General features: G+C 39.9%; 20 protein-coding genes. 7 read left to right on the top strand and 13 right to left on the bottom strand.

Features of this window, described 5'->3' with window-relative positions; all coding sequences use genetic code 11:
* Positions 1-107 precede the first annotated feature (107 nt).
* The 9 genes from can to FPK91_RS04160 form a co-directional block, all read right to left on the bottom strand.
* A complete protein-coding gene (gene can / locus FPK91_RS04200; protein ID WP_144208417.1) occupies positions 108-722 on the bottom strand; it encodes a carbonate dehydratase in 615 nt (204 codons plus the stop codon).
* 204 nt (positions 723-926) lie between these two features.
* Entirely contained in the window at positions 927-1,733 is an 807-nt protein-coding gene (locus FPK91_RS04195) for an alpha/beta fold hydrolase (RefSeq protein ID WP_144208414.1), read from the bottom strand.
* A gap of 86 nt (positions 1,734-1,819) precedes the next feature.
* Positions 1,820-2,512 carry a M15 family metallopeptidase gene (locus tag FPK91_RS04190; RefSeq protein WP_144208411.1) on the bottom strand — a complete coding sequence of 231 codons (693 nt, stop codon included), beginning with the start codon at positions 2,510-2,512 and terminating at the stop codon, positions 1,820-1,822.
* Positions 2,506-3,636, bottom strand: a complete 1,131-nt coding sequence (gene dapE / locus FPK91_RS04185; protein ID WP_144208408.1) for a succinyl-diaminopimelate desuccinylase — start codon at positions 3,634-3,636, stop codon at positions 2,506-2,508. The genes FPK91_RS04190 and dapE overlap by 7 nt, the downstream gene beginning before the upstream one ends.
* On the bottom strand, positions 3,636-3,986 hold the full coding sequence (locus tag FPK91_RS04180) for an arsenate reductase (RefSeq protein WP_144208405.1): 351 nt from the start codon (positions 3,984-3,986) through the stop codon (positions 3,636-3,638). The genes dapE and FPK91_RS04180 overlap by 1 nt, the downstream gene beginning before the upstream one ends.
* Positions 3,987-4,078: 92 nt before the next feature.
* Positions 4,079-4,588, bottom strand: a complete 510-nt coding sequence (gene crr / locus FPK91_RS04175; protein WP_144208402.1) for a PTS glucose transporter subunit IIA — start codon at positions 4,586-4,588, stop codon at positions 4,079-4,081.
* A gap of 134 nt (positions 4,589-4,722) precedes the next feature.
* Entirely contained in the window at positions 4,723-6,417 is a 1,695-nt protein-coding gene (gene ptsP, locus FPK91_RS04170) for a phosphoenolpyruvate--protein phosphotransferase (protein WP_144208398.1), read from the bottom strand.
* A gap of 50 nt (positions 6,418-6,467) precedes the next feature.
* A complete protein-coding gene (locus FPK91_RS04165; RefSeq protein ID WP_144208395.1) occupies positions 6,468-6,740 on the bottom strand; it encodes an HPr family phosphocarrier protein in 273 nt (90 codons plus the stop codon).
* Positions 6,741-6,843: 103 nt separating this feature from the next.
* Entirely contained in the window at positions 6,844-8,475 is a 1,632-nt protein-coding gene (locus tag FPK91_RS04160; RefSeq protein WP_144208392.1) for a methyl-accepting chemotaxis protein, read from the bottom strand.
* 294 nt (positions 8,476-8,769) lie between these two features.
* On the opposite strand from FPK91_RS04160, the gene FPK91_RS04155 reads away from it, so the two are divergent.
* The 4 genes from FPK91_RS04155 to FPK91_RS04140 all read left to right on the top strand — a co-directional run bounded on the left by FPK91_RS04155 (position 8,770) and on the right by FPK91_RS04140 (position 12,610).
* Positions 8,770-9,465, top strand: a complete 696-nt coding sequence (locus tag FPK91_RS04155; RefSeq protein WP_144208389.1) for a DUF3334 family protein — start codon at positions 8,770-8,772, stop codon at positions 9,463-9,465.
* An 88-nt stretch (positions 9,466-9,553) separates the two neighbouring features.
* Positions 9,554-10,579 carry a LacI family DNA-binding transcriptional regulator gene (locus FPK91_RS04150; RefSeq protein WP_144208386.1) on the top strand — a complete coding sequence of 342 codons (1,026 nt, stop codon included), beginning with the start codon at positions 9,554-9,556 and terminating at the stop codon, positions 10,577-10,579.
* A gap of 83 nt (positions 10,580-10,662) precedes the next feature.
* Positions 10,663-11,634: a transporter gene (locus FPK91_RS04145; protein ID WP_227006682.1), complete on the top strand. Its 972-nt coding sequence runs from the start codon at positions 10,663-10,665 to the stop codon at positions 11,632-11,634.
* Positions 11,635-11,668: 34 nt separating this feature from the next.
* Entirely contained in the window at positions 11,669-12,610 is a 942-nt protein-coding gene (locus FPK91_RS04140) for a DUF808 domain-containing protein (protein ID WP_144208383.1), read from the top strand.
* Positions 12,611-12,738: 128 nt separating this feature from the next.
* Here the strand turns inward: FPK91_RS04140 and FPK91_RS04135 are convergent, their stop codons facing one another.
* The 3 genes from FPK91_RS04135 to FPK91_RS04125 all read right to left on the bottom strand — a co-directional run bounded on the left by FPK91_RS04135 (position 12,739) and on the right by FPK91_RS04125 (position 19,533).
* Positions 12,739-15,246, bottom strand: coding sequence for a glycoside hydrolase family 15 protein (locus FPK91_RS04135; RefSeq protein WP_144208380.1), 2,508 nt, complete (start codon positions 15,244-15,246; stop codon positions 12,739-12,741).
* 62 nt (positions 15,247-15,308) lie between these two features.
* On the bottom strand, positions 15,309-16,877 hold the full coding sequence (locus tag FPK91_RS04130) for an MFS transporter (RefSeq protein WP_144208378.1): 1,569 nt from the start codon (positions 16,875-16,877) through the stop codon (positions 15,309-15,311).
* A 484-nt stretch (positions 16,878-17,361) separates the two neighbouring features.
* On the bottom strand, positions 17,362-19,533 hold the full coding sequence (locus FPK91_RS04125; protein ID WP_144208375.1) for a glycoside hydrolase family 97 protein: 2,172 nt from the start codon (positions 19,531-19,533) through the stop codon (positions 17,362-17,364).
* A 476-nt stretch (positions 19,534-20,009) separates the two neighbouring features.
* Between FPK91_RS04125 and FPK91_RS04120 the strand changes: the two genes are divergently transcribed.
* Both FPK91_RS04120 and FPK91_RS04115 read left to right on the top strand, forming a co-directional pair.
* The gene (locus FPK91_RS04120) at positions 20,010-22,280 is read left to right on the top strand and encodes a molybdopterin-containing oxidoreductase family protein (RefSeq protein WP_144208372.1); all 2,271 of its coding nucleotides are present in this window, start codon (positions 20,010-20,012) and stop codon (positions 22,278-22,280) included.
* Between the two features lie 24 nt (positions 22,281-22,304).
* The gene (locus FPK91_RS04115) at positions 22,305-22,847 is read left to right on the top strand and encodes a 4Fe-4S dicluster domain-containing protein (RefSeq protein ID WP_144208369.1); all 543 of its coding nucleotides are present in this window, start codon (positions 22,305-22,307) and stop codon (positions 22,845-22,847) included.
* Positions 22,848-23,083: 236 nt separating this feature from the next.
* Here FPK91_RS04115 and FPK91_RS04110 read toward each other — a convergent pair whose 3' ends face one another.
* Entirely contained in the window at positions 23,084-23,527 is a 444-nt protein-coding gene (locus tag FPK91_RS04110; protein WP_144208367.1) for a hypothetical protein, read from the bottom strand.
* Between the two features lie 182 nt (positions 23,528-23,709).
* Between FPK91_RS04110 and FPK91_RS04105 the strand changes: the two genes are divergently transcribed.
* Positions 23,710-24,342 carry a TorD/DmsD family molecular chaperone gene (locus tag FPK91_RS04105; RefSeq protein ID WP_144208364.1) on the top strand — a complete coding sequence of 211 codons (633 nt, stop codon included), beginning with the start codon at positions 23,710-23,712 and terminating at the stop codon, positions 24,340-24,342.
* The last annotated feature ends 171 nt before the right edge of the window (positions 24,343-24,513 follow it).

The raw sequence follows: 24,513 nt of genomic DNA, 5'->3' as shown, positions 1-24,513 counted from the left end.
AAACTCGTCAAATTAATTACTAATAATAGCGAAAAACAACAAAGCCCACCGATTAAGTGGGCTTTGTTGTGCAAAATAGTTATCTTTCACTGAAAGAGAAGCGTTACTTAGCTGGCATTATTCGCATGTTCGCTACTTACGGTGACATCTAAGTCGGTCAATAAGCCATTATTGATGCCGTAAATCCAACCATGAATGGCAATTTCTTGGCCTCTGTCCCAGGCATCCTGAACAATCGAGGTACTGGTGACATTAGCCACTTGTTCCATGACGTTTAATTCACATAGGCGATTAAAACGTTCTTGCTCAGTTAACAAGTTTAAATCTTTATTATGAATTCGGTAAATATCACGAATATGGCCAAGCCAATTATCTATTAGACCTAAGCGTTCGGTGCTCATCGCAGCTTTTACACCGCCACAACCATAATGACCAACAACCATGATGTGTTTAACTTTCAATACTTCAACAGCATATTGAATAACCGATAAACAATTTAAATCGGTGTGGATCACCATATTGGCGATATTACGATGAACAAATACTTCACCTGGCATTAAATCAATTATTTGATTTGAAGGTACGCGGCTGTCAGAGCAACCAATCCATAAATATTCCGGGTTTTGTTGTTGTGCTAATTGTTCGAAAAATTCAGGATGTTCTTTATTAATGCGTTCTGCCCAGCGGCGATTATTGTCAAAAAGAGGTTTCAGTAATTTCATTTGTGCTTTGTAACCGTCATTGAGTTTGCGAAAAAAACCACAGCCACTGCGTAAAGTAACTGGCGCTGTTTCAAAATTTTATTCAGTATATCAGCATTTTGAAATGCTCTGGTCTATCCATTCAACATGATGAAAAATCATCATTAATCACAACTTTAGACAGGGATTAATCTTATGTTGTAATTAAGTCATCCAATATGGTTTTTATAGAAAAGAAGTTAATAATTGGGTGAATTCATCTGCTTGCTCTTGATTACCCATATGGCCAGCATTACTCATTTGAACTTGTCTGCTGCCGCTAATGCAATCGTGCATCAAATAGGCCTCAAGCGGTGTTCTAAGCTTATTTTGTGCGCCAATGATAATCAGACACGGCAAGGTAAATTGTTCTACTAATTCTAATGTGTCACGTTTATAAAAGACTAATGGTGCAAACAAAGTTAATTGCGCAATCTGTTGTTCCTGTAAACCCATTAACGTTTGCTTAAATTTAATCGCAAATTCGTTAGACTCGCTGATGTCGGTAAAAAACATATTAGTAATGGTTGTGGCGAGTTCGTCATTACATTGCTTATCTGCAGCGACTTTATCTACCCAGCTTTGATATTTAGCACTGTTTACCTGAGGCTCAAAACCAATAAAACTATTAGCGATAACTAGTTTCGAGACTGTTTTTGGTTGTGCGATAACCATTTCTGCAGCAATAGCCCCACCTGTGCCATTACCAATGACTGCACATTGATCAATATTCAAATACGTGAGTAATGATAGGCAATGCTGCGTAATTGTGACTAATGAGGTGGTGCCAGATGGCATAGCTGATGATTGTCCATGAGCCCACAAATCGACTGCGATACAACGATGAGATTGACTTAACTCTGCAATTTGGGCTTGCCATTGCTGACTGTCACCTAAAAAGCCATGGATGAAAAATAATGCAGGACCTTGGCCTTGATCAATAAAGTGTAATGATTGTTCATTGATTGCAAAAGATTGGGTTTGATAAGGCATGGTAGGTCTCAGTTCAGTGTGGTGATGTCAAAGGTCGCGGATTTAATCAAATAGGCTTAAAAATCTACAATAATGAATTATCGAGGTTAGTCAGCAATAGGGTAGTCTGCAATAAAGTAGACGTATCGTTCGACTAATTCATCTAAGCGATTTATCAGCGCTGATTTTAATGAGATATTTGAATTAGACAATAGCAGTTTAAGGTTTTTTGGATCATATTGCGTTAAAAACTGTTTTGACTCCGGATAATAGCTTAAATGCCATGGCTCTGGGCTTACGCCACTTTGGTCTACTTGATAAGGAAGGTAGAAACTAAACTTATGAGCATTGAGTTGCAGCCAAGATGATAAGGCACCACAAGGACCATCCGTTAAATATTCATCACTGATTAATTTGAGTTGTTGCTGATTTATTTGATTTGCATCAAACACATCAATATCAGTTCCCCAATGATGACGAGAAGCCCCTGGCAGTGCAGACCAACATAAGATGGCATCGACTATCTCATTGTCACTTAAGCTTTCAATATCAATGGCGTGATTTTGAAGGTCGAGAAGAACGCGTTTACCTTGTGCTTTTGCATTCCAAATAGAGCATTGCTTTTCAAATGTGCGATGTGCTGAGCAAATTTGGATATCAATATTTTCAATAGCGGCTTGTTGCTGCATTTGGTTAAATGCAGCAGCGGTTTTTACGGTTAGGGAATAACCTTGAATATTGACTAAATGTGTTTGAACCAGCCCATATAGGGCTGGATTATCAATATTGGTGTTTAGCACAACAGCTTTTCCAATATAGATTCATAACACAAGGCTAATACTTCTAAGTCTGAGATTTTAACGCACTCATTCACTTTGTGAATAGTGGCATTAACTGGACCTAGCTCGATCACTTGTGCACCAGTGGGCGCAATAAAGCGGCCATCTGAAGTGCCGCCAGTGGTTTGTGGGTCTGTTTCATAACCTGTTACGTCTAAAATGGCAGCTTTAGTCGCCTCAAGTAATGGTCCGTCACCAGTAAGGAAAGGTAAGCCATTGTATACCCAGTTGATATCATAATCTAAACCATGGGCATCTAATATATTGAGTACGCGTTTAATCAGTTCATCAGCGGTGACTTCAGTAGAGTAGCGGAAGTTAAACATCACTTGTAAGTCACCAGGGATAACATTGGATGCACCCGTGCCACCATTAATATTAGCAATTTGAAAACTGGTCGGTGGGAAAAATTCGTTGCCATTATCCCAATGCATCTGAGCAAGTTCTGATAATGCAGGAGACGCTTTGTGAATTGGATTGTCAGCTAAATGTGGATAGGCTACATGGCCTTGAATACCATTAACCGTTAGATTACCGGTCAGACTGCCACGGCGACCATTTTTAACGATATCACCGAGTTTGTGGGTCGATGATGGTTCGCCAACTAATGACCAGGTAATTTTTTCATTGCGCGCTTCGAGGGTATCAATAACCCGAGTGGTACCATTAATGAATGGGCCTTCCTCGTCGCTGGTAATTAAAAATGCAATCGAGCCATTGTGGTCAGGATGTTTTGCGACAAAGCGCTCTGTTGCAACAATCATTGCCGCTAAAGAACCTTTCATATCAGCAGCGCCGCGGCCATGGATGTAATCATCGATCACTGTTGGTTCAAAAGGCGGGGTATGCCATTTATTTAAATCGCCTGTTGGGACAACATCGGTGTGGCCAGCAAAACAAAACACTGGTGATTTAGTGCCACGTCTTGCCCACATATTGGTGGTGTCTTCAAATACCATAGGTTCAATATTAAAGCCTGCTTCTTTGAGGCGGCCAGCCATTAATGTCTGACAACCTTCATCAAGTGGTGTTACTGATGGACGTGAAATCAAGTCTTTGGTGAGTGCTAGTACATCTTGAGTCATTATTTAAACCACGCTTGATAATCTGCAGCTTTGAAGCCGATAAGTATTTTATTATTTTGGATTAACACAGGGCGCTTAATCAAAGTAGGGTGCTCCGCCATCAGTGCAATCGCTTTTTGTTTATCGATGTCAGTTTTTTGCTCATCAGATAAGGCACGAAAGCTGGTACTGCGTTTATTAAAGAGTAATTCCCAGTCAGCAAGTTCAGTCCATTGGGTAATAGTTTCAGCGCTGATACCTTGCTCTCTGAAATCATGAAAGCTAAAAGGCTGATTCTCTGCTTCTAACCATTTGCGCGCTTTACGAACTGTGTCGCAATTCTTTATTCCAAAAATAACACTACTGCTCATTGTTCTTTATTTTCCCTGAATATGATGCGTGATGCTTAGATGTTAAACACCACTTGAATAAAAGGTTTTATCGATTTAAATCAAGATGCCAGTTACATTTCAACCGTAAAAATAACGTCTTTTCCGGCAGTAACAGCGCCTTGGGCTTTCTTCAAATATTGCACATCTTCCATGTTAGCAAGTACTACAGGGGTTAGCAGGCTTTCAACTTGATCAGTTAAATAATCCAAATCAAATTCAAGAATAGGATCGCCAACTTTTACCTGTTGACCTTCTTCTGCCAATCGCTTGAAACCGTTACCGCGTAGTTCAACTGTGCCAACACCGAAGTGAACAAACAGTTCTAACCCTTGAGGAGACTCAATGCTAAATGCATGATTAGTCTCAAATATTTTTCCAATAGTGCCATCGATTGGTGCAAGTATATATTTACCTGTCGGATTGATAGCAAGGCCATCACCCACTATTTTTTCAGCAAATACCACATCGGGTACTTGTTCAATTTCAACTAGGTCGCCAGAAATAGGGGCAAAAACTTCAATACCACCTGTAAGGGGAGGTTGCCCCGAAATTAACCGGCGAATACGGCTTAAAAATCCCATGAGATATAGCCTCTTTTTATAATGTTATTATGATTTTATAGTAAATTATTTTTTCGTTAATCGGTATTGTTATAAACAAATTAAACGAGAATTAATTATGTATGGTGCTTATTTATAGTGCATATGAATAACAATTAACTCAGCAACTCTGTTAATTTATCAATATGGCTCAGTGTGAGTGCTTTTTTGGCTTGCTGGGCAAACATTTCAAATTTGCCATTACAAATGGCTGCCTTAACATCTAATAAGCTCGCGCTATTGACACTCAGCTCGTCAATACCAAGACCGACTAACAAGCTAATCAATTTCGGATCACTGGCTAATTCACCACAAAGGCATACTTTAGTTTGGTGAGCTTTACACTCATCCACGGCCATTTTTATAAACTTAATCATAGCTGGTGATACCGGTGGATAGTCTTTTACTAGTTCAGGATTGCCCCTGTCGGCAGCAAGAGTGTATTGAGTTAAGTCGTTGCTACCAATACTAATAAAGTCCAGTTTAGGTAATAAATGTGGCAAGTTTAATACGGCCGCAGGGGTTTCGACCATGATGCCGATATTGATGTCGCCAAAGCCTTTTTCTTCGTCAACTAATTGCTGTTTGCACCAATCGATAATCTCAAATATTTGCTCAAGCTCTTCAATTTGATTCACCATCGGAAACAATAAACGTATTCTACCGTGGTTAGCCGCCCGTAAAATGGCTTTAATCTGAGTCGAAAATAAGGTTTTGTGCTGCAAACTATAACGAATGCCGCGCACACCTAGTGCGGGGTTATCTTCGTAATTTTGGCTTAAGCAGGGGATTTCTTTATCTGCGCCGATATCAAACGTTCTAATCGTAAGTACTTTACCATTAAGGCTGTGTAGCGCATCGCAATAAAGTTGAAATTGTTGTTTTTCATTAGGCACTGAATCGACTTGCATTAATAAGAATTCAGTACGAAATAAACCGATCCCTGCAGCACCAATATCTTGAATTTGGCAGACGTCACTTAGACTACTAACATTGGCTAATAGGCAAACCGAGTGGCCATCGATAGTGATGCTGGGAACATCGATGTACTGCTTTAATGCTTGGCGTCTTTCGATTTCTTGTTGCGATTTTTGCTGAAGTTGTTGTTGGGTGAATTCATTTGGGTTGATATGTAACTCACCAGTAATAGCATCGATAATTAGCGCAGTACCATCATTGATGTCATTACTATCGAACTGACAGCTTAATAACGCAGGAATTCCTGCTGCCTTTGCTAAAATCGCCGTATGACTGGTTAAACCACCGGTTTTGAGTACAATTCCTTTTATTTTATTTAAAGGAATTGTGGCAAATTCAGCGGGGGTAAGATCTTCTGCTAATAAAATCGAATTTTCATCCAGCTTAGAGACATCCCAAAGCAAGGTTCCATTGACCGCTGACATGAGCCGTTTGCCTAAACAAATCACATCATTGCTACGATTGGCCATATAGGGGTCATCTAATTGCGCAAGCTCATCAGCATGTTGAGCAAATACGCGCTCGATAGACACTTCAGCTGAAAATCGAAAACGGGTGATGTACTTTTTTAACTCGTCAGCTAGATCTTCATCTTCCAATAGCATGATATCAGCATCAATTAGATGAAAATGTTCGCTATCGGCAGCTATTTTTGATTGGCAGTTTTGTAAATGGCTAGTAAGAAATGCCGTGGCTTTGATGGCTTTTTCACATTCGTTGGCAATTTGGGCAACAGGTAATAGTCGGTAATCGACCTTTTGGTGATGCAGGCTAATATGAACAGCTTGACCAAAAGCAATTCCGGGTGAAACGACAATACCTGTAACGGCCATATTTCTTCCTGTTATTCTCAGCCTTTCACCTTAAAACCAAAGGCTGGCTGTTAGCTTAATGTGATGAGAAGCTCAGACACAGTGTTAACAGCTTGCTCTGCTTGTTCTCCTTCAGCAAACACCTTAACAGATTGACCTTGATATAAACCTAAGGTTTGTAATTTGAATAAACTTTTGGCGCTTGCTTGTTTACCATTACATTCGACTATGACGTCACAGTCAAAGGTTTTTGCAGCTTTAACTAATAATGCGGCTGGACGAGTATGTATTCCATGGGGAGCGATGATGGTAACGGTTTTATCAAAAAAGGCTTTTTCGGACATCTAGGGTGGGCTCTTATCATTAGTAATACTAAGGATAATACCGTAAACCCGCCTATGGGAATAGCGGGTTTACGTTTCTTGCAGTGAATAACAACAATATTGATTAGGTTTTAAACTGACTCAATGTTTGGGTCACATCTTGACTGATTGTCTGCAACGATTGAGCTGCATCCGCGTTGGTTTCATTTGAGCGTACCGCAATTTCAGTCAACTCGGAAATCGTGGTGATATTACGATTAATCTCTTCGGTTACTTGTGATTGCTCTTCCGTTGCGCTGGCTAGTTGGGTATTCATATCACTGATACTGTCGATAACTTGAAGAATTTCAGTCATGGCTTCTTGTGATTGAATTGCCTTTGTTTGCAATTGCTCTGATTGTTTTTGAGTATTGGTATTACTTTTAATGACTTGTTCAACACCATTATGGATTTGAGTGATAATGGTATTGATTTCATTAGTGGAAGATTGCGTCCGCGTCGCTAAAGCGCGTACCTCATCGGCAACAACAGCGAAACCGCGACCATGCTCGCCGGCTCTGGCAGCTTCAATCGCTGCATTTAATGCTAGTAGATTGGTTTGTTCAGAAATCGCACCTATGGTGTCCAGAATACTGCTAATTTCAATAGAAGACTTACCGAGTTCGTGAGTGACCCCTTCGGCTTTTTTAAGCTCTGCCACCAATAAATCTGTTTCATGCACTGTTTGCTGCATAAACTGATGTGATTGCTCAGCTTGTGATTTCACATTGTTAGCACCATCAGCGGCTTTATTGGTGTTTTGTGCCATATCATTGGTTGTTGCCAACATTTGATTGACGGCTGTAGCAACGCTTTGTGTTTCACTATGAATAAGTTCAGCGCTTTGATTAGACTCTTCAACGGCGACTAATAATAATTGTGCGTCTGTATCAAGTTCTGTACCAAGGGGTTTTAAGTTAGATACCATGGTAGAAATCTTCAAAACAAAGGCATTAAACGCATCGGCCATTTTAGCCACTTCATCATTTCCACTATTATCTAAACGTTTAGATAAATCGCCTTCACCTTTTGCTATATCTTCCATTGCAACAATGGCGGCATTAATTGGTGAACTAATAGAGACGTTTAGGACTAGAAAAAATAAGAAAATAGGTATTGAAATTAACATCATGATAATGAGGTAATTGATCAAAACTCCTCCCATGCTGTCGTTAACATCAGTCGCACTGGTTTGCGCAACGATTGTCCAGCCCCACTGGGGATAATAATTTGCTCCGGCCAGCATGGTAACAACGTTAGAAGAGTAGCCTTCTTTATCCTGGTATTCGAGTTCAGCTGTGGTGGATCGTTTGGCCTGAGTGACGAGAGTCATCAATGGTTTAGTGCCATCTGCAGCAATGATGTTTTGGTAAGACCGACCTATCGTATTAGTGTCTTTTGGATTACTAATAATGCTGCCGTCTTGATCGATGACGATATAAGACTCGTCACTAAGATAGCGAATTTGATCAATAATATTGAGGGCTTGGTGCTTTATCGCTTCATCATCTAAGTTTGACAGATTTGTTTCAATTGCTTGAAGCATTGATGTTGCCGTTGAGACTTGTGCATTTATCTGAACATGCTTTTGACTAATCAGGTTGTTGTATTGCTCGTTGATAGAAAAGCTAGCGAAACATACAGTTCCGATAGCGGCTAATACTAACATTAGAAATAAGCGCTTGAGTATGGTGAGCTTACGTAAAAAAGAAATCATGTTCGTCCTTTCTGTTTTTGAGGAACGCATTTATAAACCAAATTTTGACATAAATTGTTATCAAAATAACAGTGGATGTGATTTTTTGTGATCTAATATCGAATTGATACAATTTCATACACTTCAAGAAACTGGTGACTATCTAGTTTTTATCTCTAAAGTTGTTATTTATCAGTTATTTGTTCGTGTCGTTGTTGGCTTTTTTATTTATTTTTGATAATGATTTGTTTTAGCTTTGATTTATAACGTTATCAGCCTAAAATGAAGGAAATGTTAAACAAGGTAAACATTGTTATGGATTCTGTTCAAGTAGTTAACACTGATGATATTTTACTTAAATTATGTCACTCAGTTACTCACGTTCTTTCTAGCACTAGCGACAGTCAAGTGACTCATGCCGGTATGGTGCAAAATATCTCTCGAACATGCTTAAAACCCGATCTTGGCTGTTTTTCTATCTTTGATGGCGGTTTTTCAGGTTTAGTGGTGATCAATTTTTCTAAAGAAGCGGCAATTGAAATATATCGACGTTACATGATCAATATGGGCATGCCTGAATCCGAGCTAGCTTTTTCGCACACATCTGATGATGTTGCGAATGTCATGGGCGAGCTGATGAATCAAATTCTCGGAAATTTCATCAAAACGATTTCTAAAGAGTTACAAACATCGATCAGCCAAAGTCAGCCAAAAATGTTGACCATTAATAAAGAATTAACCATATCAATTGACACCAATCTTGATGAAGCAGTAGCAAGAAGAGTGTCATTCAAAACCGCTGATAACCATATATTTTATCTAGAGTTTGCGATGGATAAGACTGAATTTATCAAGTTAAAAGAATTTGAAATGGAAGAAGAAATAGATCCAGATTCGTTAATCGAAACCCATGGAAATGGTGCGAATAAACAGAATCGTAAATCTACTGATATAGAAGCTGTTGTTGTCGTAGATGATGCAGACGACTTATTAAGTGAATTAGGCTTATAAAATTAATTAATCGGTGATTATTAATGTTGTTTTAGGTATAAACAATAAGTAAGTACCTAAAATAACGATAATAAAGGCGCTATGCAAAATGACTTCTAAAGCTACTTCAATCGATATCGCTTACAAAGCCGGTGTATCTCAGTCGACCGTGTCCCGGGCTCTAAGAAATAGCCCCTTGGTTAACCTTGAAACGCGACAACGCATCCAAGCTATTGCTAAAGAACTCAATTATAAAGTTGATAAAAACGCCAGTAACCTCCGCACGCAAAATAGTCATACCTTAGCTTTGTTGATTTGTGAAGATCCCACCAATGACGAATCACTTATTAATCCATTTTTCTTATCTATGCTGGGTTCAATAACCCGTGCTACTGCACAGCAAGGTTACGATTTATTAGTTTCTTTCCAACAGTTGTCTAGTGATTGGCATGCTGACTACGAAGACAGTAACAAAGCCGATGGCATTATTTTATTAGGCTATGGTGACTATGTTGATTATGAACACAAGCTGCAAAAACTGTTGGAACAAAATACCCATTTTGTCATTTGGGGTGCAGAGCATAATCACAAGGAAGTATTATCCATAGGCTGTGACAACCATCAGGGTGGGGTAATCGCAACCGAGCATATTATTTCACTCAATATGGAAAAAATAGCCTTTTTAGGTGATGCATCTGAGCATAGCCCTGAATTTAGGGATCGTTATTTAGGCCATGCTGATGCGCTTAAAAAGGCCGGGCTAAAGCTCAATAAAAGTTTACAGTTTGATGCCATCAGCACTGAAGGCTCAGGCTTTGATGCTGCGATTAAATTACTCGACAGTGGCTTTGTATTTGATTCTATTTTTGCTGCGAGTGATTTAATTGCAATAGGGGCTATTCGAGCACTTAAACAACGCAATGTGCGTGTGCCTGAAGATATCGTTGTGGTTGGTTATGATGATATCCCTGTGGCAAGCTTTGCTAATCCAGCGCTGACAACGGTTAAGCAAAATACTAAACTTGCTGGTGAAATATTAGTTGAAAGTTTGCTTAAACTCATCAGAGGGCAAGATGTTGGCCCGCAACTTATTCCCACCCGTTTAGTGGTACGTCAATCATGTGGTGGTGAATAAAGAAAGTCATCAATAATCTAGCAATCAGGGCGTAACACTATCTAATACGCAATCTTATTTGATGGCGTATTAGATAATTTATTATGGATAATCAATTGAAATCGCCAATACTCTCTCTTATTACTCTTATAGCTAAAATGTGTCATGGGTTATTGCCGCTTCGTGCGGGAGCTCTGTGCTCATTAATGACCGCTGCATTGGTTGCTCTACCTGTAAATGCACAAGATCTTGAACCAAGAAGTTACACCAATATCCCAGTAGGGATGCACTTTTTAGCATTAGGCTATTTAAATTCCGAAGGCGCATTGTCGCCATCTCCTTCAGTTCCTCTCAAAGATGCACATTTAAAGCTTGATGCTGGCGTGGTGGGTTATGCCACGACTTTTGGAATAGGTGGAAGCGCTTCGAAATTAGACATGTCAGCATCACGGATATGTATGAAAGGGAATGCCACTTTTCAAGGTGAATATGCAGAAGTTGATCGCTGTGGTTACGGCGACCCGAAAATCAGATTGACCTGGAATTTTTATGGTGCACCTGCCGTTGAAAGAAAAGATTTTGCACAATACAGTGAAGGTTTGGTTATGGGTACGAGCCTACAAGTGAGTCTTCCTGTGGGCTCTTATGACAAAGATACACTCATTAATGCTGGCGCTAATCAATGGATATTTAGACCGGGCATTGGTATGTCCTATAAAGTCGGTGATTGGTATTACAGCGCTATGGGTTCCATTCGTTTTTATACTGACAACGATGAGTTTTATAATGATGTTTTCTTGGTTAAAGACCCTCAATATACTTTTCAAGGTCACATTATTTACAGTATTACCCGCGGCCAATGGTTGTCGTTAAGTGCAAATTACTTTATTGGTGGTGAAACCAACAAAAATGGTGTTGATGCCGATGACGCTGAAGATAACTCGCGTTTTGGTTTAACCTACTCTTTAGCTTTCAACCAAAAACACAGTATAAAAGTGTATGCGAGTACCGGAGTGATTACGCGCATAGGTAATGATTTCGATACCTATGGACTAGTTTGGCAATATGCCTTTTAACGGATGAATTAGCCAATAATGGCAAGGAAGAATAATGGCTGGTGCAAGTTTATTAGTGTTACTCGATGATATCGCAACGATATTAGATGACGTCGCGGCAATGAGTAAAATAGCTGCCAGAAAAACTGCAGGGGTATTAGGTGACGATTTAGCCCTCAATGCTCAACAGGTATCAGGCGTTGCATCTGAGCGAGAACTCCCAGTGGTATGGGCTGTTGCCAAAGGCTCTTTTAAGAATAAATTAATCTTAGTGCCCGCCGCCTTGTTGATTAGCGCTTTTATCCCATGGGCGATAACGCCACTATTAATGTTCGGTGGGTTATTTTTGTGTTTCGAGGGTTTTGAAAAAATCCATCACACTTATACTCACCGCAAAGATAAAAAGACAGCGATAGCTGATGAAGAGGTAGTTCAGAAATCAAAACAAGACCTCGAGCTATTTGAAAAAACCAAGGTTAAAGGGGCTATTCGAACAGACTTTGTACTCTCTGCTGAAATCATTGCGATTAGTCTAGGTGTCGTGGCTGAGAGTTCTTTAATGAGCCAGTTTTTAACCCTGAGCGTTATTGCGGTGATTATGACTGTCGGCGTTTATGGTTTAGTGGCTGGCATTGTCAAAATCGATGATTTAGGTCTTTACCTGACGCAAAAGAAAGGTGAGGGCACGTTAGTTAAAATTTGGCACAAAATCGGTTTTTGGTTACTTACAGCAGCGCCATACTTAATGAAAGGCTTAACCATTATTGGCACCATTGCCATGTTTATGGTGGGTGGCGGCATTTTAACTCATGGCATTCATATCGTGAGTGAACAGATTAATCATATTGCACTATTGGTTGGTGAGCTTAGTTATATTGGCATGATACTGAAACCAATCACCCCTAGCTTATTAAATGCCTTGTTTGGTGTTATTGCTGGTGCACTAGCCGTTATAGCGATGAATGGATTGACTAAGGTTAAGAGTCAATTTAGCTAGTGTTAATTGAACTAAGAACTAATTCAACGAAACTAATATGGCTAAAAGTGTGATTTAGATTAATAAAAAAACCGCAAATTCAAATTTGCGGTTTTTTATTAATCACTAATAACAATACTTAATGCTGGTTATTTTGCCAGTTTATCGGCCACGATAGGGTAGTAATCCCATACGGCTTTATCTGTCATAGAGCGAACCAGTTTCACGTATTCTGCGTGTGTCCATGCAAGTGGTGTCGCTGAGTTGGTGCCATCGCCCATAGCGTAGTTATAACGCGTTGGATTACCCACACCGTCCCAAGCTTGTTCTGGTAACATCATGCCTTCATTGGCAAAGGTTTCCATGCCTTGAACATAGGTGTTTATAAGCGCTTGATGGCTTTCAGTTGTCAGAGTGTCATTGGCTTTAGCTAACGCCAGTTCATAATGACCACGCTCACCAGTAAAGAAAGGCCATACTCGGCCACGTTGGTCTTCAGTATTCCCTTTTTCGGCATAGCTTAAACCGCTAGTGATATCTTCGCCATAACCATCGTTACCATAGCGTCTAAAGCCTGGAATTAAACTACCGTCTTTGGCTTTAAATTCGTACTTAACTCTTAGGTTGTGCTCAAGGCTTGTGTCATCAATTAGCATAACGCTGTTTTGAATCACACTGTCATTAGCGACTTTTACGCCGTAACGTACTAACTCTAAGAAACCGCCATCAAGAATGACTCTTTGATCAAGACCCGGTTTGCCATTGTTATCTAATAACTTGTCGGCATTGTTTGGGTTACCATTTGGGCTAATACGAACATAATAAGGTTTATTGTCCTGACTAAGCTCACCCGTTGTCGTCACCATTGTTGATTCAAGACTGGCTTCTAGCTTACGCGCCAGTTGTAGGTATTTATCAGCATCTTCATCTTTGGCAAGCTTAGCTAAATCACTGGCGGCTACAAGCCCTGCAATAACCGCAGCAGTGGTAGAAGGTGAGAAGCCCGCTTGTTCTTCCCAGCGCTCTTGTTGGGTGCTAGGAGGCGTAATACTGGTGTCATTCCAATCTAATTTTACATTGCCGCCAGTAACTAAGAACTCTGCAGCAGGTTTAAGCATGTCGGTATACCATTGACTGATTTCAGCATCAGTTAATACGCCCGCTTGCCATAATTTCCAACCGAGCATTATTGGCATTGCTGTTTGATCAAGCTGAACACCAACCCATTCAATTTCACCATCAACGTGGGTTTTTTGTAAAAACCATCCTGGAGTGCCGACATATTCAGGTGTTTGTTGGCTGACTTGTACTTTCTTTAAATACTCAAAAGCCACTTTTGGGGTTTCGGTGTCACCCATGGCTAAAAAGGCCATAGCGCATTGATAAAAATCTCGTGGCCATACCGCTTTATAACCGGTGCTACCGACCTTAGCTGAAACACTGTCACCCCAAGGATTAGAAAGTGAAGCGATTAGTGCGCCAGCGTGGGTTTTATCTTCTTGGGCTTTTAATACCAGTGCACTGGTATAGAGTAATTGGCCGTTATCAGTGGTGTTAGCACTCATGTCGTTAAGCACTGGCAACGAACTTAAATAGTCTTTCCAGCCGACATGTTTGTCATCGCCAAGATAAGCACTTAATACCTTGTCATAGCCGCTAGTCAATGTGGCATCGACATTGGCTAAACTGCTTTTCTTATCATGGCCAAAGCCGATAGCAATATTCATTTCTAGGATATTGTTATCTGCTGATTTGCTTAAGGTTGGATATTGAGCTGTAAGCGCAACATTGCCAATAACACTGTTATCACTGCTGGTGGTGTTATAGAGGTTATTTAACTGACCGTTGTCTTTAAGATCAACTAACCCATCAGATTTACCGACAAAACCGGCACTGGCTTGAGTAAATTCTACATCAGATTTGATGGTCATTACTGATGAGTCAGCATTATTGGTGTATGCCACTAACGCGCCATTTTCAATACTGGCGATATCATTGGCGCCACTATTATCTACATGTGGATTGGCATATAAATGTGGGGTAATACCATCAGCGAAAGAAGTAAAAATTACCTTCACCATCATGCTGTCACGGTTTGGATCGGTAAAAATATGCTTTTCGATTTGGTACTGACCATTTTTAGCTTTATTAATCACTTTATAGGCTAATGATAATGGACGGCCTTGATCATCTTGATGTAAATATTCGATGCTACTGATGGTGTCTTGTTTTTCAGTATCAACAAAGCCATCACCAGTAATGATGAATTGCATTTCTTTTAATTGAGCATTGTGGATCAAACCATACATGGTTTCAGTAAGCACACCTTGGGCGATGGAAAACCAGACTTTACTGACTGGGTTATCAGCGGTGCTTTGATATTGCCCGTCAACATAAGGTTCGTAAGAAGTACCAATACCAGTCTTACCAGAAAAGGCCCAGGTTGGATCGATACCGGGGGCGCCGGGAGCAACTTGCTTAATGGTGGTGATCTTAGCCGTTGTTTCAATGGTTTGTTCTGGCGCTACTTCAGCGTCAGAGCAGGCTGATAATGCCAGTAATGAACCCGTTACAACAGCTGCATTGATCGCCTTAGCGACAAATGACTTTTTAAAACAAATTGTTTGTGAGTTATTAATATTTAACATTGCGCTCATGAATAACGTTCCCCAAATATTTTTAAATAATTTTTATAACTTAATGAGTTTTGATTTTCTGTTTAAGCTTGTGAACTGGGTTGATCGACAAATAACACCGCAATACCAGCAATAATCATAAATACCCCACCAGTGATTAATGCAAAAATGGGTTCACCATCGAATAAGCCATTTAAAATCACCCCTAAAACACTTGCGGCAAGTAATTGTGGAATAACGATAAAGAAGTTAAATATGCCCATAAATACGCCCATTTTTTTAGGCGGTAATATACCTGATAGCATGGCATAAGGTACTGATAAGATAGAGGCCCAAGCGATACCGACACCAATCATAGGTATCCATAACATTTGTGGGTCTGTTATAAAGTAAAAACTAATTAGCCCTAGTCCACCGAGTGTTAAGTTGATGGTGTGAGTAAATTTAATACCTACGGCTTTAGCTAAAAAAGGAATCATCACAGCAGCAAGGGCGGCAAAGCCATTGTATGAAGCGAATAACATCCCGACCCAGTCAGCGCCGTCGTTATAAGCTTGTGAAACAACATCAGAACTGCCGTAATGATAAGAGGTGACTGCGGCAGTGGTATAAATCCACATGGCGAAGAGTGCAAACCATGAGAAAAATTGTACGATAGCTAATTGGTGCATCGCTTTAGGCATATGGAATAAATCGTCAACGACGTTAAATACCATCCCTAATGACTCGCGTTTGTTACCCTTTATGCCAGCTAGTGCTTTAGCGCAATAGAGTTGTAATGGGCCAAAAGCAAAGATGCCAATACTAAGAATAAACAACTGTTTATCCCAACCTAATCCGTAAACTAAGCCTGTGAATATCGCGCCAAATCCCATCCATAACATCGACGCTTTTTTATATTGCGTAGCGGTGCGGCTGCGAGTTTCATCAATACCGTCTTCTTGCTTAGCGGCTTCTTCATGTGCATGGAAGGCATTGATTTCTTCTGGCGAATATTCTTTGGTGCTAACAATCGTCCAACCCACAGCAAGAAACAATACCGCGCCACCAAAATAGAAGGCATAGCGAACTGAGTCGGCAATTTCACCCGCTGGGGCTGTATTGGCAACATCAAAGTAATTAGTGAGGATATAAGGTAGTGCTGAAGCGACAACGGCGCCAATGCCGATAAAGAAGCTTTGCATGGCATAGCCTTGAGTACGTTGACTCTTAGGCAAGTTATCACCAACGAAAGCACGAAACGGCTCCATAGCGATATTGATTGATGCATCCATAATCCACAACATGCCCGCTGCAATCCACAGAGTAGGAGAGTGCGGCATGACAAATAACGCCAGCGTGGTACAAATTGCGCCAATTAAGAAATAAGGACGACGACGGCCAAGCCCGTTCCAGGTGTTGTCACTCAAATAACCGATAATTGGCTGGACTATCAATCCTGTCAGCGGAGCTGCAATCCAAAGAATAGGAATTTCGTCAATTTCAGCACCTAGCGTTTGGAAAATACGGCTGACATTGGCATTTTGCAGTGCAAAACCGAATTGGATCCCCAAAAATCCAAAGCACATATTAAAGATTTGCCAAAAGTTGAGTTCTGGCTGCTGACGCTGCTGAGTATTTGTCGATGTTTGACTAATCGTATCGGTAGACATGTATCTTCCTTTTTATAGGTCGTTCAACTTCATGGCTGAACTCTTATTATCACGTTTGCTAATGTACTAGGTAAAAAAATGGCGAATACACATCTCCCTAAGACGGGTATTCGCCAAAGACCTGGTTTGAACTCCAAAAAGGCTGAAGTTAAAAAGGTACTTAAAACCTGACACAATCCGATGAAGGTGATGCGCCAGTAACGACCTAGCCCATTTCATCCACACAAGCAGAGGAGAAATTTAGCAGGTTTCATATTAGCCTTGTGTCGGATTTAGGCACAACCAATTACATACGTATTCATCATTTATGCACAACGAAAGCTGATCATATTTGTAACAGGAAGGGGTAAATAGCGCATTAACCGATATTTGGTAGGTCAATGTAAATGAACAAAAACCTGATGGCAATGAACACAAAAAGTGGGCATTGCAATACATCAGGTTTTATTGGGGTGAAATTGTTTTGTTTTGACTTTAAAGCGCTTTAATTTAAGGCTTTAAAACGAACCGCAGTACCACCACTTTTTGCTAATACCAGTGACAGATTGTGTTTCGAAGTCACTTTTGTCGTTTCAATGACGTAATCATATGGGTTGGTTAGCCAATTAGCGTTGGCACCATCACGATATATTTGTGCTTCATATTGTTGGTTATTATCTAAAAATGATAATTCAACATCAAAACTGCGGGCTTGTTCATCAGTGAGTGCGCCAAGATACCAATCATCAGAGTGACGGTCTTTACGCGCAAAGGCGACAAAATCACCGACTTCACCAGCAACTGCAATACTCTCGCTCCAGTCTGTCGGCACATCTTGAATAAACTGAAAGGCGTCAAGGCGTTCAACATAATTACGTGGTAAATCCGCCGCCATTTGAATTGGACTGTATAGCACCACGTACAAGGCTAGTTGCTTAGTTATTGTTGTTTGCACCCGATTAACTGCATCTAAGCCTTCTGGTGCGAGATTAAATATCCCAGGGGTGAAATCCATTGGCCCTGACAGCATACGAGTAAAAGGCAGAATCGCAGTATGTTCTGGGTTATTGGGCGGAGTTCCCCAAGCATTAAATTCTTGGCCGCGGGCGCCTTCACGCGCTATCCAGTTTGGATATGTGCGGCGCAGACCGGTATCTTTAACGGGTTCGTGAGTATTAATGCTTATGCCACGTTTAGCGGCTTCACTCACACTGTGCAGGTATTCATTCACCATAAACTGGCCATCATGCCATTCATGGCGGGTAATACCGTTTTCATCAACACGCTTGATGTCACCACCATCTGCGACATAGCCCGTTTTGATTTGGGTTACGCCATGCTTTTTATATAAATCATAAGCATCATTCATTTGATTACGGTAATTGGTTACAGAACCCGAGGTTTCATGGTGACCAATTAAGCGCACGTTTTGTTTAGCGCCATATTCACTGACAGCATCAATATCAAAATCATCATATGGTTTAGTAAAGCTAAACACATCGCCATTATGGAACCAACTGCCATCCCAGCCGAGATTCCAGCCTTCAACTAATACGCCGTCAAAGCCGTACTTAGCAGCAAAGTCCATGTAACGTTTGGTTTCGCTGGTCGTTGCGCCATGTTTATCACCTGAACCCCAAGTATTTTCATTAAGGTGCATTCCCCACCAAATCCCAACATACTTACCTGGTTCAACCCATGACACATCACCGAGCTTGTTAGGCTCGTTTAAGTTAAGGATTAAATCTGAATTGAGTAAACCAGTGGCTTTTTCGGCAATTTGAATAGTGCGCCATGGGGTAGTAAATCCAGGTTTAGTTTTGACTAAGATGCCATCAGACCATGGGGTTAAGTCGGCTTTTAAGGTGCCATCACGGCGTTGATCTAGCACCATAGCGGCATAATCTGTTAGCGCCGCTTCGTGAATACTTAAATGAGTGCCTGAAGCGAGTTTATAAGTGAAGGGGGTATGAGCACGGTCGACTTTGTTTACCGTGGAGGTGTTATATAAGTATTCGTAGCGATTCCAGCCGCGTCCCGGTATCCACCAGGCAGTCGCATTATGGGCATCAGGAATTGAAAACTCAGTTAGTTCATTGGTAATGTTTAAGGCAGATTCTGAGGCAAGGCCTTTTTGTGTTGGCACTTGATACCTAAAGCCTAAACCATCATCAAACACCTTAAATTCTACGATAAAGTGGTAATTACCGTTACTAAAGGTGGTGGTGAGTTTATTGTGATGATCATCAACCCACTCACGTTCCCCCCAGGGTTGTTGCCAGCGCGATTGATTAGAATCACTGGTTGATTTACTGATCTCAAAACCGCTACCAAATTCTCCCAAAGACTTGAACACCAATCCCATTCGTGAAGCAAGTACCGCATCTTCACCATTAAAGCTGACTCTGTATTCAGGTATATCAGCATCATCTGACAAGCTAACGGTAATATTTTTACTCGGAGAGTTGATAGTCACTGTTTTCGCCTGAACTTCTGGCGATATTCCTGACAGGACACAGCTAATGAATATGGAAAGTGCGGTGATATTAAAAACCGACTGATACTTTTTGTTTTTGTTTTTGTTTGTGTTTGTGTTTGTGTTTGTTGCGATTGCGGAAGCGACTTTTGATGGTGTATTAAATGGTAAATCAACTGATTTTGATGATGCTTCGAGCATGGTGACTCCATATTATTATTCGAATTTCCCTTTCACATATTAGAGCGCTTAAACCAAATGCTGCAATTTGTTGCATACGTATTCAAGATTGAGGCGTTATTTAAGGCAAATATTTTAAATACGTTGATTGCATTTTTTAGAATGCGTTTATTTTTCATCCTACATTGTCCAATGTCGAGAAAACGGATATTTAATTCAGATTTTTATATTTGTATCGCTAAAGACATGCTATATCGCCAGCTAAAAAATCAATGTGAAATACATCTGTTATCTAGATGTTTTATAAATAGGCAACTTGGTTTGATATGCAACAAATCTAGTAGTTATTCGTAATAGTTATTTGTGATATCTGCAATTGCGATGAAGGTCAGTATTTTACTAATTGTTTGAGTAATAAGTGTTTTTTTAACTATGTTTGTTCTTGCTTTGCGCTGTGTTTGTTATGGTTTTATTGAAATAATAATAAGGGAAATACCATGGGAATGAACAGACGTAGTTTTCTAAAAGGCAGCAGTGCATTTGCATTTTCGGCCAGTATTATGGGGTGTTCAAGTAGTGATGATGACATTATTGAAGAACCACCAGTAGAGCCACCAGTTGTTGAGCCTCCTGAAGGTATTGTTGATGGTGTGTACCATACAACATGTCCTCGTAATTGTGGTGATAGATGTAGCCTTATGGTCACGACTAAAGATGGTGTCGCAGTATCAATTACCGGTGATATGTCTCACCCAGTAACTGCAGGAACGCCATGTGTTAAAGGTCATTCTTATTTACAATCAGTTTATAGTCCAGACCGCATTCAACAACCAATGAAACGTGTAGGCCCCCGTGGACCAGGGGCAACATTTGAACCTATTTCATGGGAAGAGGCTAACGCTGAAATTGCTAGCCGATTAAACGATATCATCAATACTCATGGTGGTAATTCAATCGTTCCTTATTCTTATTCTGGTTACAGTGGCATTAGTGCGACAACTGGCGCGAACAGATTCTTTAACCGTATTGGCGGTCGTAATTTACAACGTAATATTTGTGCTAGTGCGGGTTATTCAGGAATGAGTTCTATATTGGGTGAATTCAATGGCCCAAGCCCAGAAGATTATGTTAATACCAAATGTTTTGTTTCTTGGGGAACCAACGAACAAGCAACCAATATTCACCATCTTAAATTTATTAATGAAGCCCGTGATAAAGGGGCAAAAATACTAGTTGTTAACCCAGCTCGTACACCGTTAGCGTCGCAAGCTGATATTTGGTTGCAACCAGCGCCAGGTACCGATGCCACGTTAGTCATTGGTATTAGTAAAGTTATTATTGAAGAAAGCTTACAAGACAGCGCATTTATTACTGCTAACACGCAAGATTATGATGCATTAATTGCACGTCTTGATGAATTTACTCATGAAGAAATTGAATTAGAAACCGGCGTTTCTAAAAGCCAATATCAAGAGTTTGCTAGAGCTTATGCTGGCGCAGAATGTGCGATGATCCGTATTGGTTATGGCATACAACGTACCTTAAATGGCGGCCGTATGGTTAAAGCTATTCCAACCATCGCAGCGTTAACTGGTAATATCGGTAAAGTTGGCGCTGGTATTGTTTATTTGAATGTGATGTCAGGAGGTTTATTTGATTGGGGCTATAGTGGCGCAGCTCATTTAACTCCTGAAGGAGCCGAGCGTGGCACCGTCAGCATCAATGAGGTGGGTAAGTTCTTATTGCCAGAAGATTACCAACATGAAAACGGCTTAGTTGGCCCAATTTCTTATGGTGAGCCTTCAGATCCAATCAAAGCGATGATCGTTTATTCTAGTAATCCAATGGCGATAGCACCAAATACGGATCTCATCGAAAAAGGCTTAATGCGTGACGATTTGTTCTTAGTGGGTATCGATTTATTCCAAACCGATACCATGGATTATGTTGATTACTTGCTGCCTACCTCTAGTTACATGGAACAATCTAATTTAATTGATAGTTACCAGTGTTATTACGCTAAGCACAGTGCGAAAGCGATTATGCCTTTGTATGAATCAAAGCCTGATACGGTTATTTTTAATGATTTAGCCAAAGCAATGGGCTTTGATGACCCAGAGTTTGATGAATCTATCGATTCTATCTTACGCAATACCTGGAAAGGTAACATTAGTTACGATGAGCTATTAATTAAAAAATGGGATAGCCCAATTGTCGATTACCCGTATCGCAAAAACTTAGACTTCCCTACAGCCAGTGGCAAGATTGAATTTAAAGATACCAGTAACAAGTATTTTGATTCTGAGAAGTTTAACCCTGTCATTGATACAGGCACGCCAGAAAGTAATGAAGTTGATGATAAAGGAATGACCGATGCTGAAAAAGCACGTGAATTTAGACTTTTATCTCCAGCACATGCAAAACTCAGTAACTCCCAATGGGCCAATGTTAAGTATATTGCTGACACATTCCCACAACACACAATTTATATCCATCCAGCAGATGCGGGAACTAAAGGTATAAATGATGGCGATCAAGTGACCTTGACTGCGAGCCGATATGGCAATGCTGATGTACAAATTCAATTTGTTGCTAGGGTTGAAGAGATGACAGCGATAGGTACCGTATTTGCTTGGAAGAATAGTTGGAAAAAACTTAATGAAAATGGAAGTGGCACAGCTATCAATCAGCTAACAAACTGTGATTTAACTGATATGAACCACGGTTCTACTTTCCATGCTACCCGTGTAGATATCTCACTGGCGTAATTATTCTCATTAAGGAATTTTCTAATGACTGAACAAAAAGTTTTTGTATTTCGCCAAGAAAACTGTGTTGGCTGTGAAGCGTGTACTGTCGCCTGCCAAGCGGGTAAACAAGCGAATGAATTTGTAACACTAAGAGATGTATCTCAAGGTGAGAAAATCAATCATTCAGGCAGAGCCGTTGCTGTATTTTTATCGCAATCTTGTCACCATTGTGATGATCCGATTTGTGTTGAAAAATGCCCACAAGGAGCGATGATTAAGCGTGATGATGGCATTGTGTACATTGATGATGCTATGTGTGTTGGTTGTGGTTTATGTAATATGGTTTGCCCGTATGATGCCCCAAAAATTGATGCAAAACGTGGCATATTATCGAAGTGTGATATGTGTAAAGACAGATTAGCTGAAGGCGAAAAGCCTTTCTGTGTACAAGGCTGCCCAGTACAAGTGCTAGATGTGATGGATAAATCTGAAGCATTAAGCTTACCTGGAGCAAGTTTAAATGGCGATGGTCATGAAGACTTAGGGACGGGTCCTAATACTGTATTTATTAAATTAAGAAATTAACATTTCGATTTAAATCAATTAATCTAATACTTAGGTATTAGTAAAATGCCAGCATATCAGCTGGCATTTTTATTTTTGATGAACAGTGATTCATGGTTTTTATTTATGAAATGTTATTTAGGGAACGTTATTTAGAAAAGGTTACATTAATAGATGATGTTATTAATTGTTTTGTGTAATTCATTTGTCTTAATAATTAAATAAACTGCTAATTAATCAGGAAAGTATATGGTTAGTTAAATTACGAAACGTGTATTTTTACGTTGGTTGAGGTTTCTAATATGTTTATCCCAATTACATGCTGTATTGATCACCGTTTCTGCGTGGTCTTGTAATTCTTGGTTATGCGATAAATCAATATCTGCGGCAAAAATTCTCGCGAGTTCAATAATGGCATAATCAGGTTTTGTGAGTATGTTTCCATTAAGACTTTGGTTAATCAAAACGCTAAAACCACTGTAGAAAACAGACATTAATTGTACTTTGTTAAGTTGCTTAGGAATCGTGTCAACTCTGCGGAAGTCATTGATCACAATATTAGAAAGCTTTCTGGTTATGGGACCTAATGAGTCCGTTTGATGAGATGATTTAAGCCACACAGGCTCATTCATGAGGCTTTGCTCAATTGCGCTGCCAAGTTCTGCTGCGCGCCATCTATCTTTAAAATTCATCACTAACATAGTTCGACCTATATAACCTTTAAAGTACAGTCATAATAATACGAGGGTTCTTAAATCAAATTAATGATCAAAATCACTATCTCATAAAAGTTATTTTATTTGTTTATAGAAATTGGAATGTATCACAGACATTAATCATAACCTGAAATAATATAAGGTAATTAAATAAATGAGAATTAAATATGAATAACGAAGAATACGTTAAATCTATAGCGGGAATGTTTAATTTTTTAGCAGAAATATTTTATCAAAATCCGACTGAAGAATTAAAGGATACTATTTCAACACTTGAGATACCATTGTTTGTAACAAAAGACGCGAATTTTAATAAATTAGTTTTCAACCACATTAGCGAATTAAAAACGCTGGCTCAACAGTTGCCTGTTTTAGCGCTAAAACAAGATTTTAATATCTTATTTGTCAGACCTAAAGGGAAGAAAGCTTACCCGTGGGGCTCTGTTTACTTGAATAACCAGAATCGATTATTTGATCAGTCAACGCTGGATTTTATGGATTTTTGTCAAAGTAATAACTTAAATTTTAATCTTACTCAACACGAGCCGACTGATCATTTTGCTTTAATGCTGGTGGCTTTAGTCTATTGCTTAGAGCTTGATTTACAAGAACAGCAAAATAGAACCAAACAACTCCTTGAGCAGCATTTGTTGACCTGGAGCGACCGTTTCCTGTGTCTAGTGGCAGAACACAGCGAGAGCCGTTTCTATGGCGCCTCAGCAGAGTTATGTATGTTATTGCTTGAAGATATAAAACAAGCCAACAATATCGAATTGAAACCGGTAGAGCTGTTTAAATAACAGCACCTTTTAAAAATTAGTGCCTTTTAAAAAAATAGGGTATTTAAAATAGCAGAGCATTGTTGTTTTAATCCCCGAGTGTTTGCTGTTGCACAAGTTTTCAGTAGCTTCGTTTCTGGTATATCTAACTTTCTAGTTATCAGACTTGAGCTGTTAAACAATGTACAAAAT

Source organism: Shewanella donghaensis (genome assembly GCF_007567505.1).
GTDB lineage: Bacteria > Pseudomonadota > Gammaproteobacteria > Enterobacterales > Shewanellaceae > Shewanella > Shewanella donghaensis.
The sequence above is the reverse complement of the archived record's forward strand: the minus strand, read 5'-3'. Positions and strand labels throughout refer to the sequence as shown.

What these genes read in the sequence shown, in the direction of transcription:
- can (WP_144208417.1), bottom strand. Translation starts at nt 722, where the DNA reads ATGAAATTACTGAAACCTCTTTTTGACAATAATCGCCGCTGGGCAGAA.
- FPK91_RS04195 (WP_144208414.1), bottom strand. Translation starts at nt 1,733, where the DNA reads ATGCCTTATCAAACCCAATCTTTTGCAATCAATGAACAATCATTACAC.
- dapE (WP_144208408.1), bottom strand. Translation starts at nt 3,636, where the DNA reads ATGACTCAAGATGTACTAGCACTCACCAAAGACTTGATTTCACGTCCA.
- FPK91_RS04180 (WP_144208405.1), bottom strand. Translation starts at nt 3,986, where the DNA reads ATGAGCAGTAGTGTTATTTTTGGAATAAAGAATTGCGACACAGTTCGT.
- crr (WP_144208402.1), bottom strand. Translation starts at nt 4,588, where the DNA reads ATGGGATTTTTAAGCCGTATTCGCCGGTTAATTTCGGGGCAACCTCCC.
- ptsP (WP_144208398.1), bottom strand. Translation starts at nt 6,417, where the DNA reads ATGGCCGTTACAGGTATTGTCGTTTCACCCGGAATTGCTTTTGGTCAA.
- FPK91_RS04165 (WP_144208395.1), bottom strand. Translation starts at nt 6,740, where the DNA reads ATGTCCGAAAAAGCCTTTTTTGATAAAACCGTTACCATCATCGCTCCC.
- FPK91_RS04160 (WP_144208392.1), bottom strand. Translation starts at nt 8,475, where the DNA reads ATGATTTCTTTTTTACGTAAGCTCACCATACTCAAGCGCTTATTTCTA.
- FPK91_RS04155 (WP_144208389.1), top strand. Translation starts at nt 8,770, where the DNA reads ATGGATTCTGTTCAAGTAGTTAACACTGATGATATTTTACTTAAATTA.
- FPK91_RS04150 (WP_144208386.1), top strand. Translation starts at nt 9,554, where the DNA reads ATGACTTCTAAAGCTACTTCAATCGATATCGCTTACAAAGCCGGTGTA.
- FPK91_RS04145 (WP_227006682.1), top strand. Translation starts at nt 10,663, where the DNA reads ATGGATAATCAATTGAAATCGCCAATACTCTCTCTTATTACTCTTATA.
- FPK91_RS04140 (WP_144208383.1), top strand. Translation starts at nt 11,669, where the DNA reads ATGGCTGGTGCAAGTTTATTAGTGTTACTCGATGATATCGCAACGATA.
- FPK91_RS04135 (WP_144208380.1), bottom strand. Translation starts at nt 15,246, where the DNA reads ATGAGCGCAATGTTAAATATTAATAACTCACAAACAATTTGTTTTAAA.
- FPK91_RS04130 (WP_144208378.1), bottom strand. Translation starts at nt 16,877, where the DNA reads ATGTCTACCGATACGATTAGTCAAACATCGACAAATACTCAGCAGCGT.
- FPK91_RS04125 (WP_144208375.1), bottom strand. Translation starts at nt 19,533, where the DNA reads ATGCTCGAAGCATCATCAAAATCAGTTGATTTACCATTTAATACACCA.
- FPK91_RS04120 (WP_144208372.1), top strand. Translation starts at nt 20,010, where the DNA reads ATGGGAATGAACAGACGTAGTTTTCTAAAAGGCAGCAGTGCATTTGCA.
- FPK91_RS04115 (WP_144208369.1), top strand. Translation starts at nt 22,305, where the DNA reads ATGACTGAACAAAAAGTTTTTGTATTTCGCCAAGAAAACTGTGTTGGC.
- FPK91_RS04110 (WP_144208367.1), bottom strand. Translation starts at nt 23,527, where the DNA reads ATGTTAGTGATGAATTTTAAAGATAGATGGCGCGCAGCAGAACTTGGC.
- FPK91_RS04105 (WP_144208364.1), top strand. Translation starts at nt 23,710, where the DNA reads ATGAATAACGAAGAATACGTTAAATCTATAGCGGGAATGTTTAATTTT.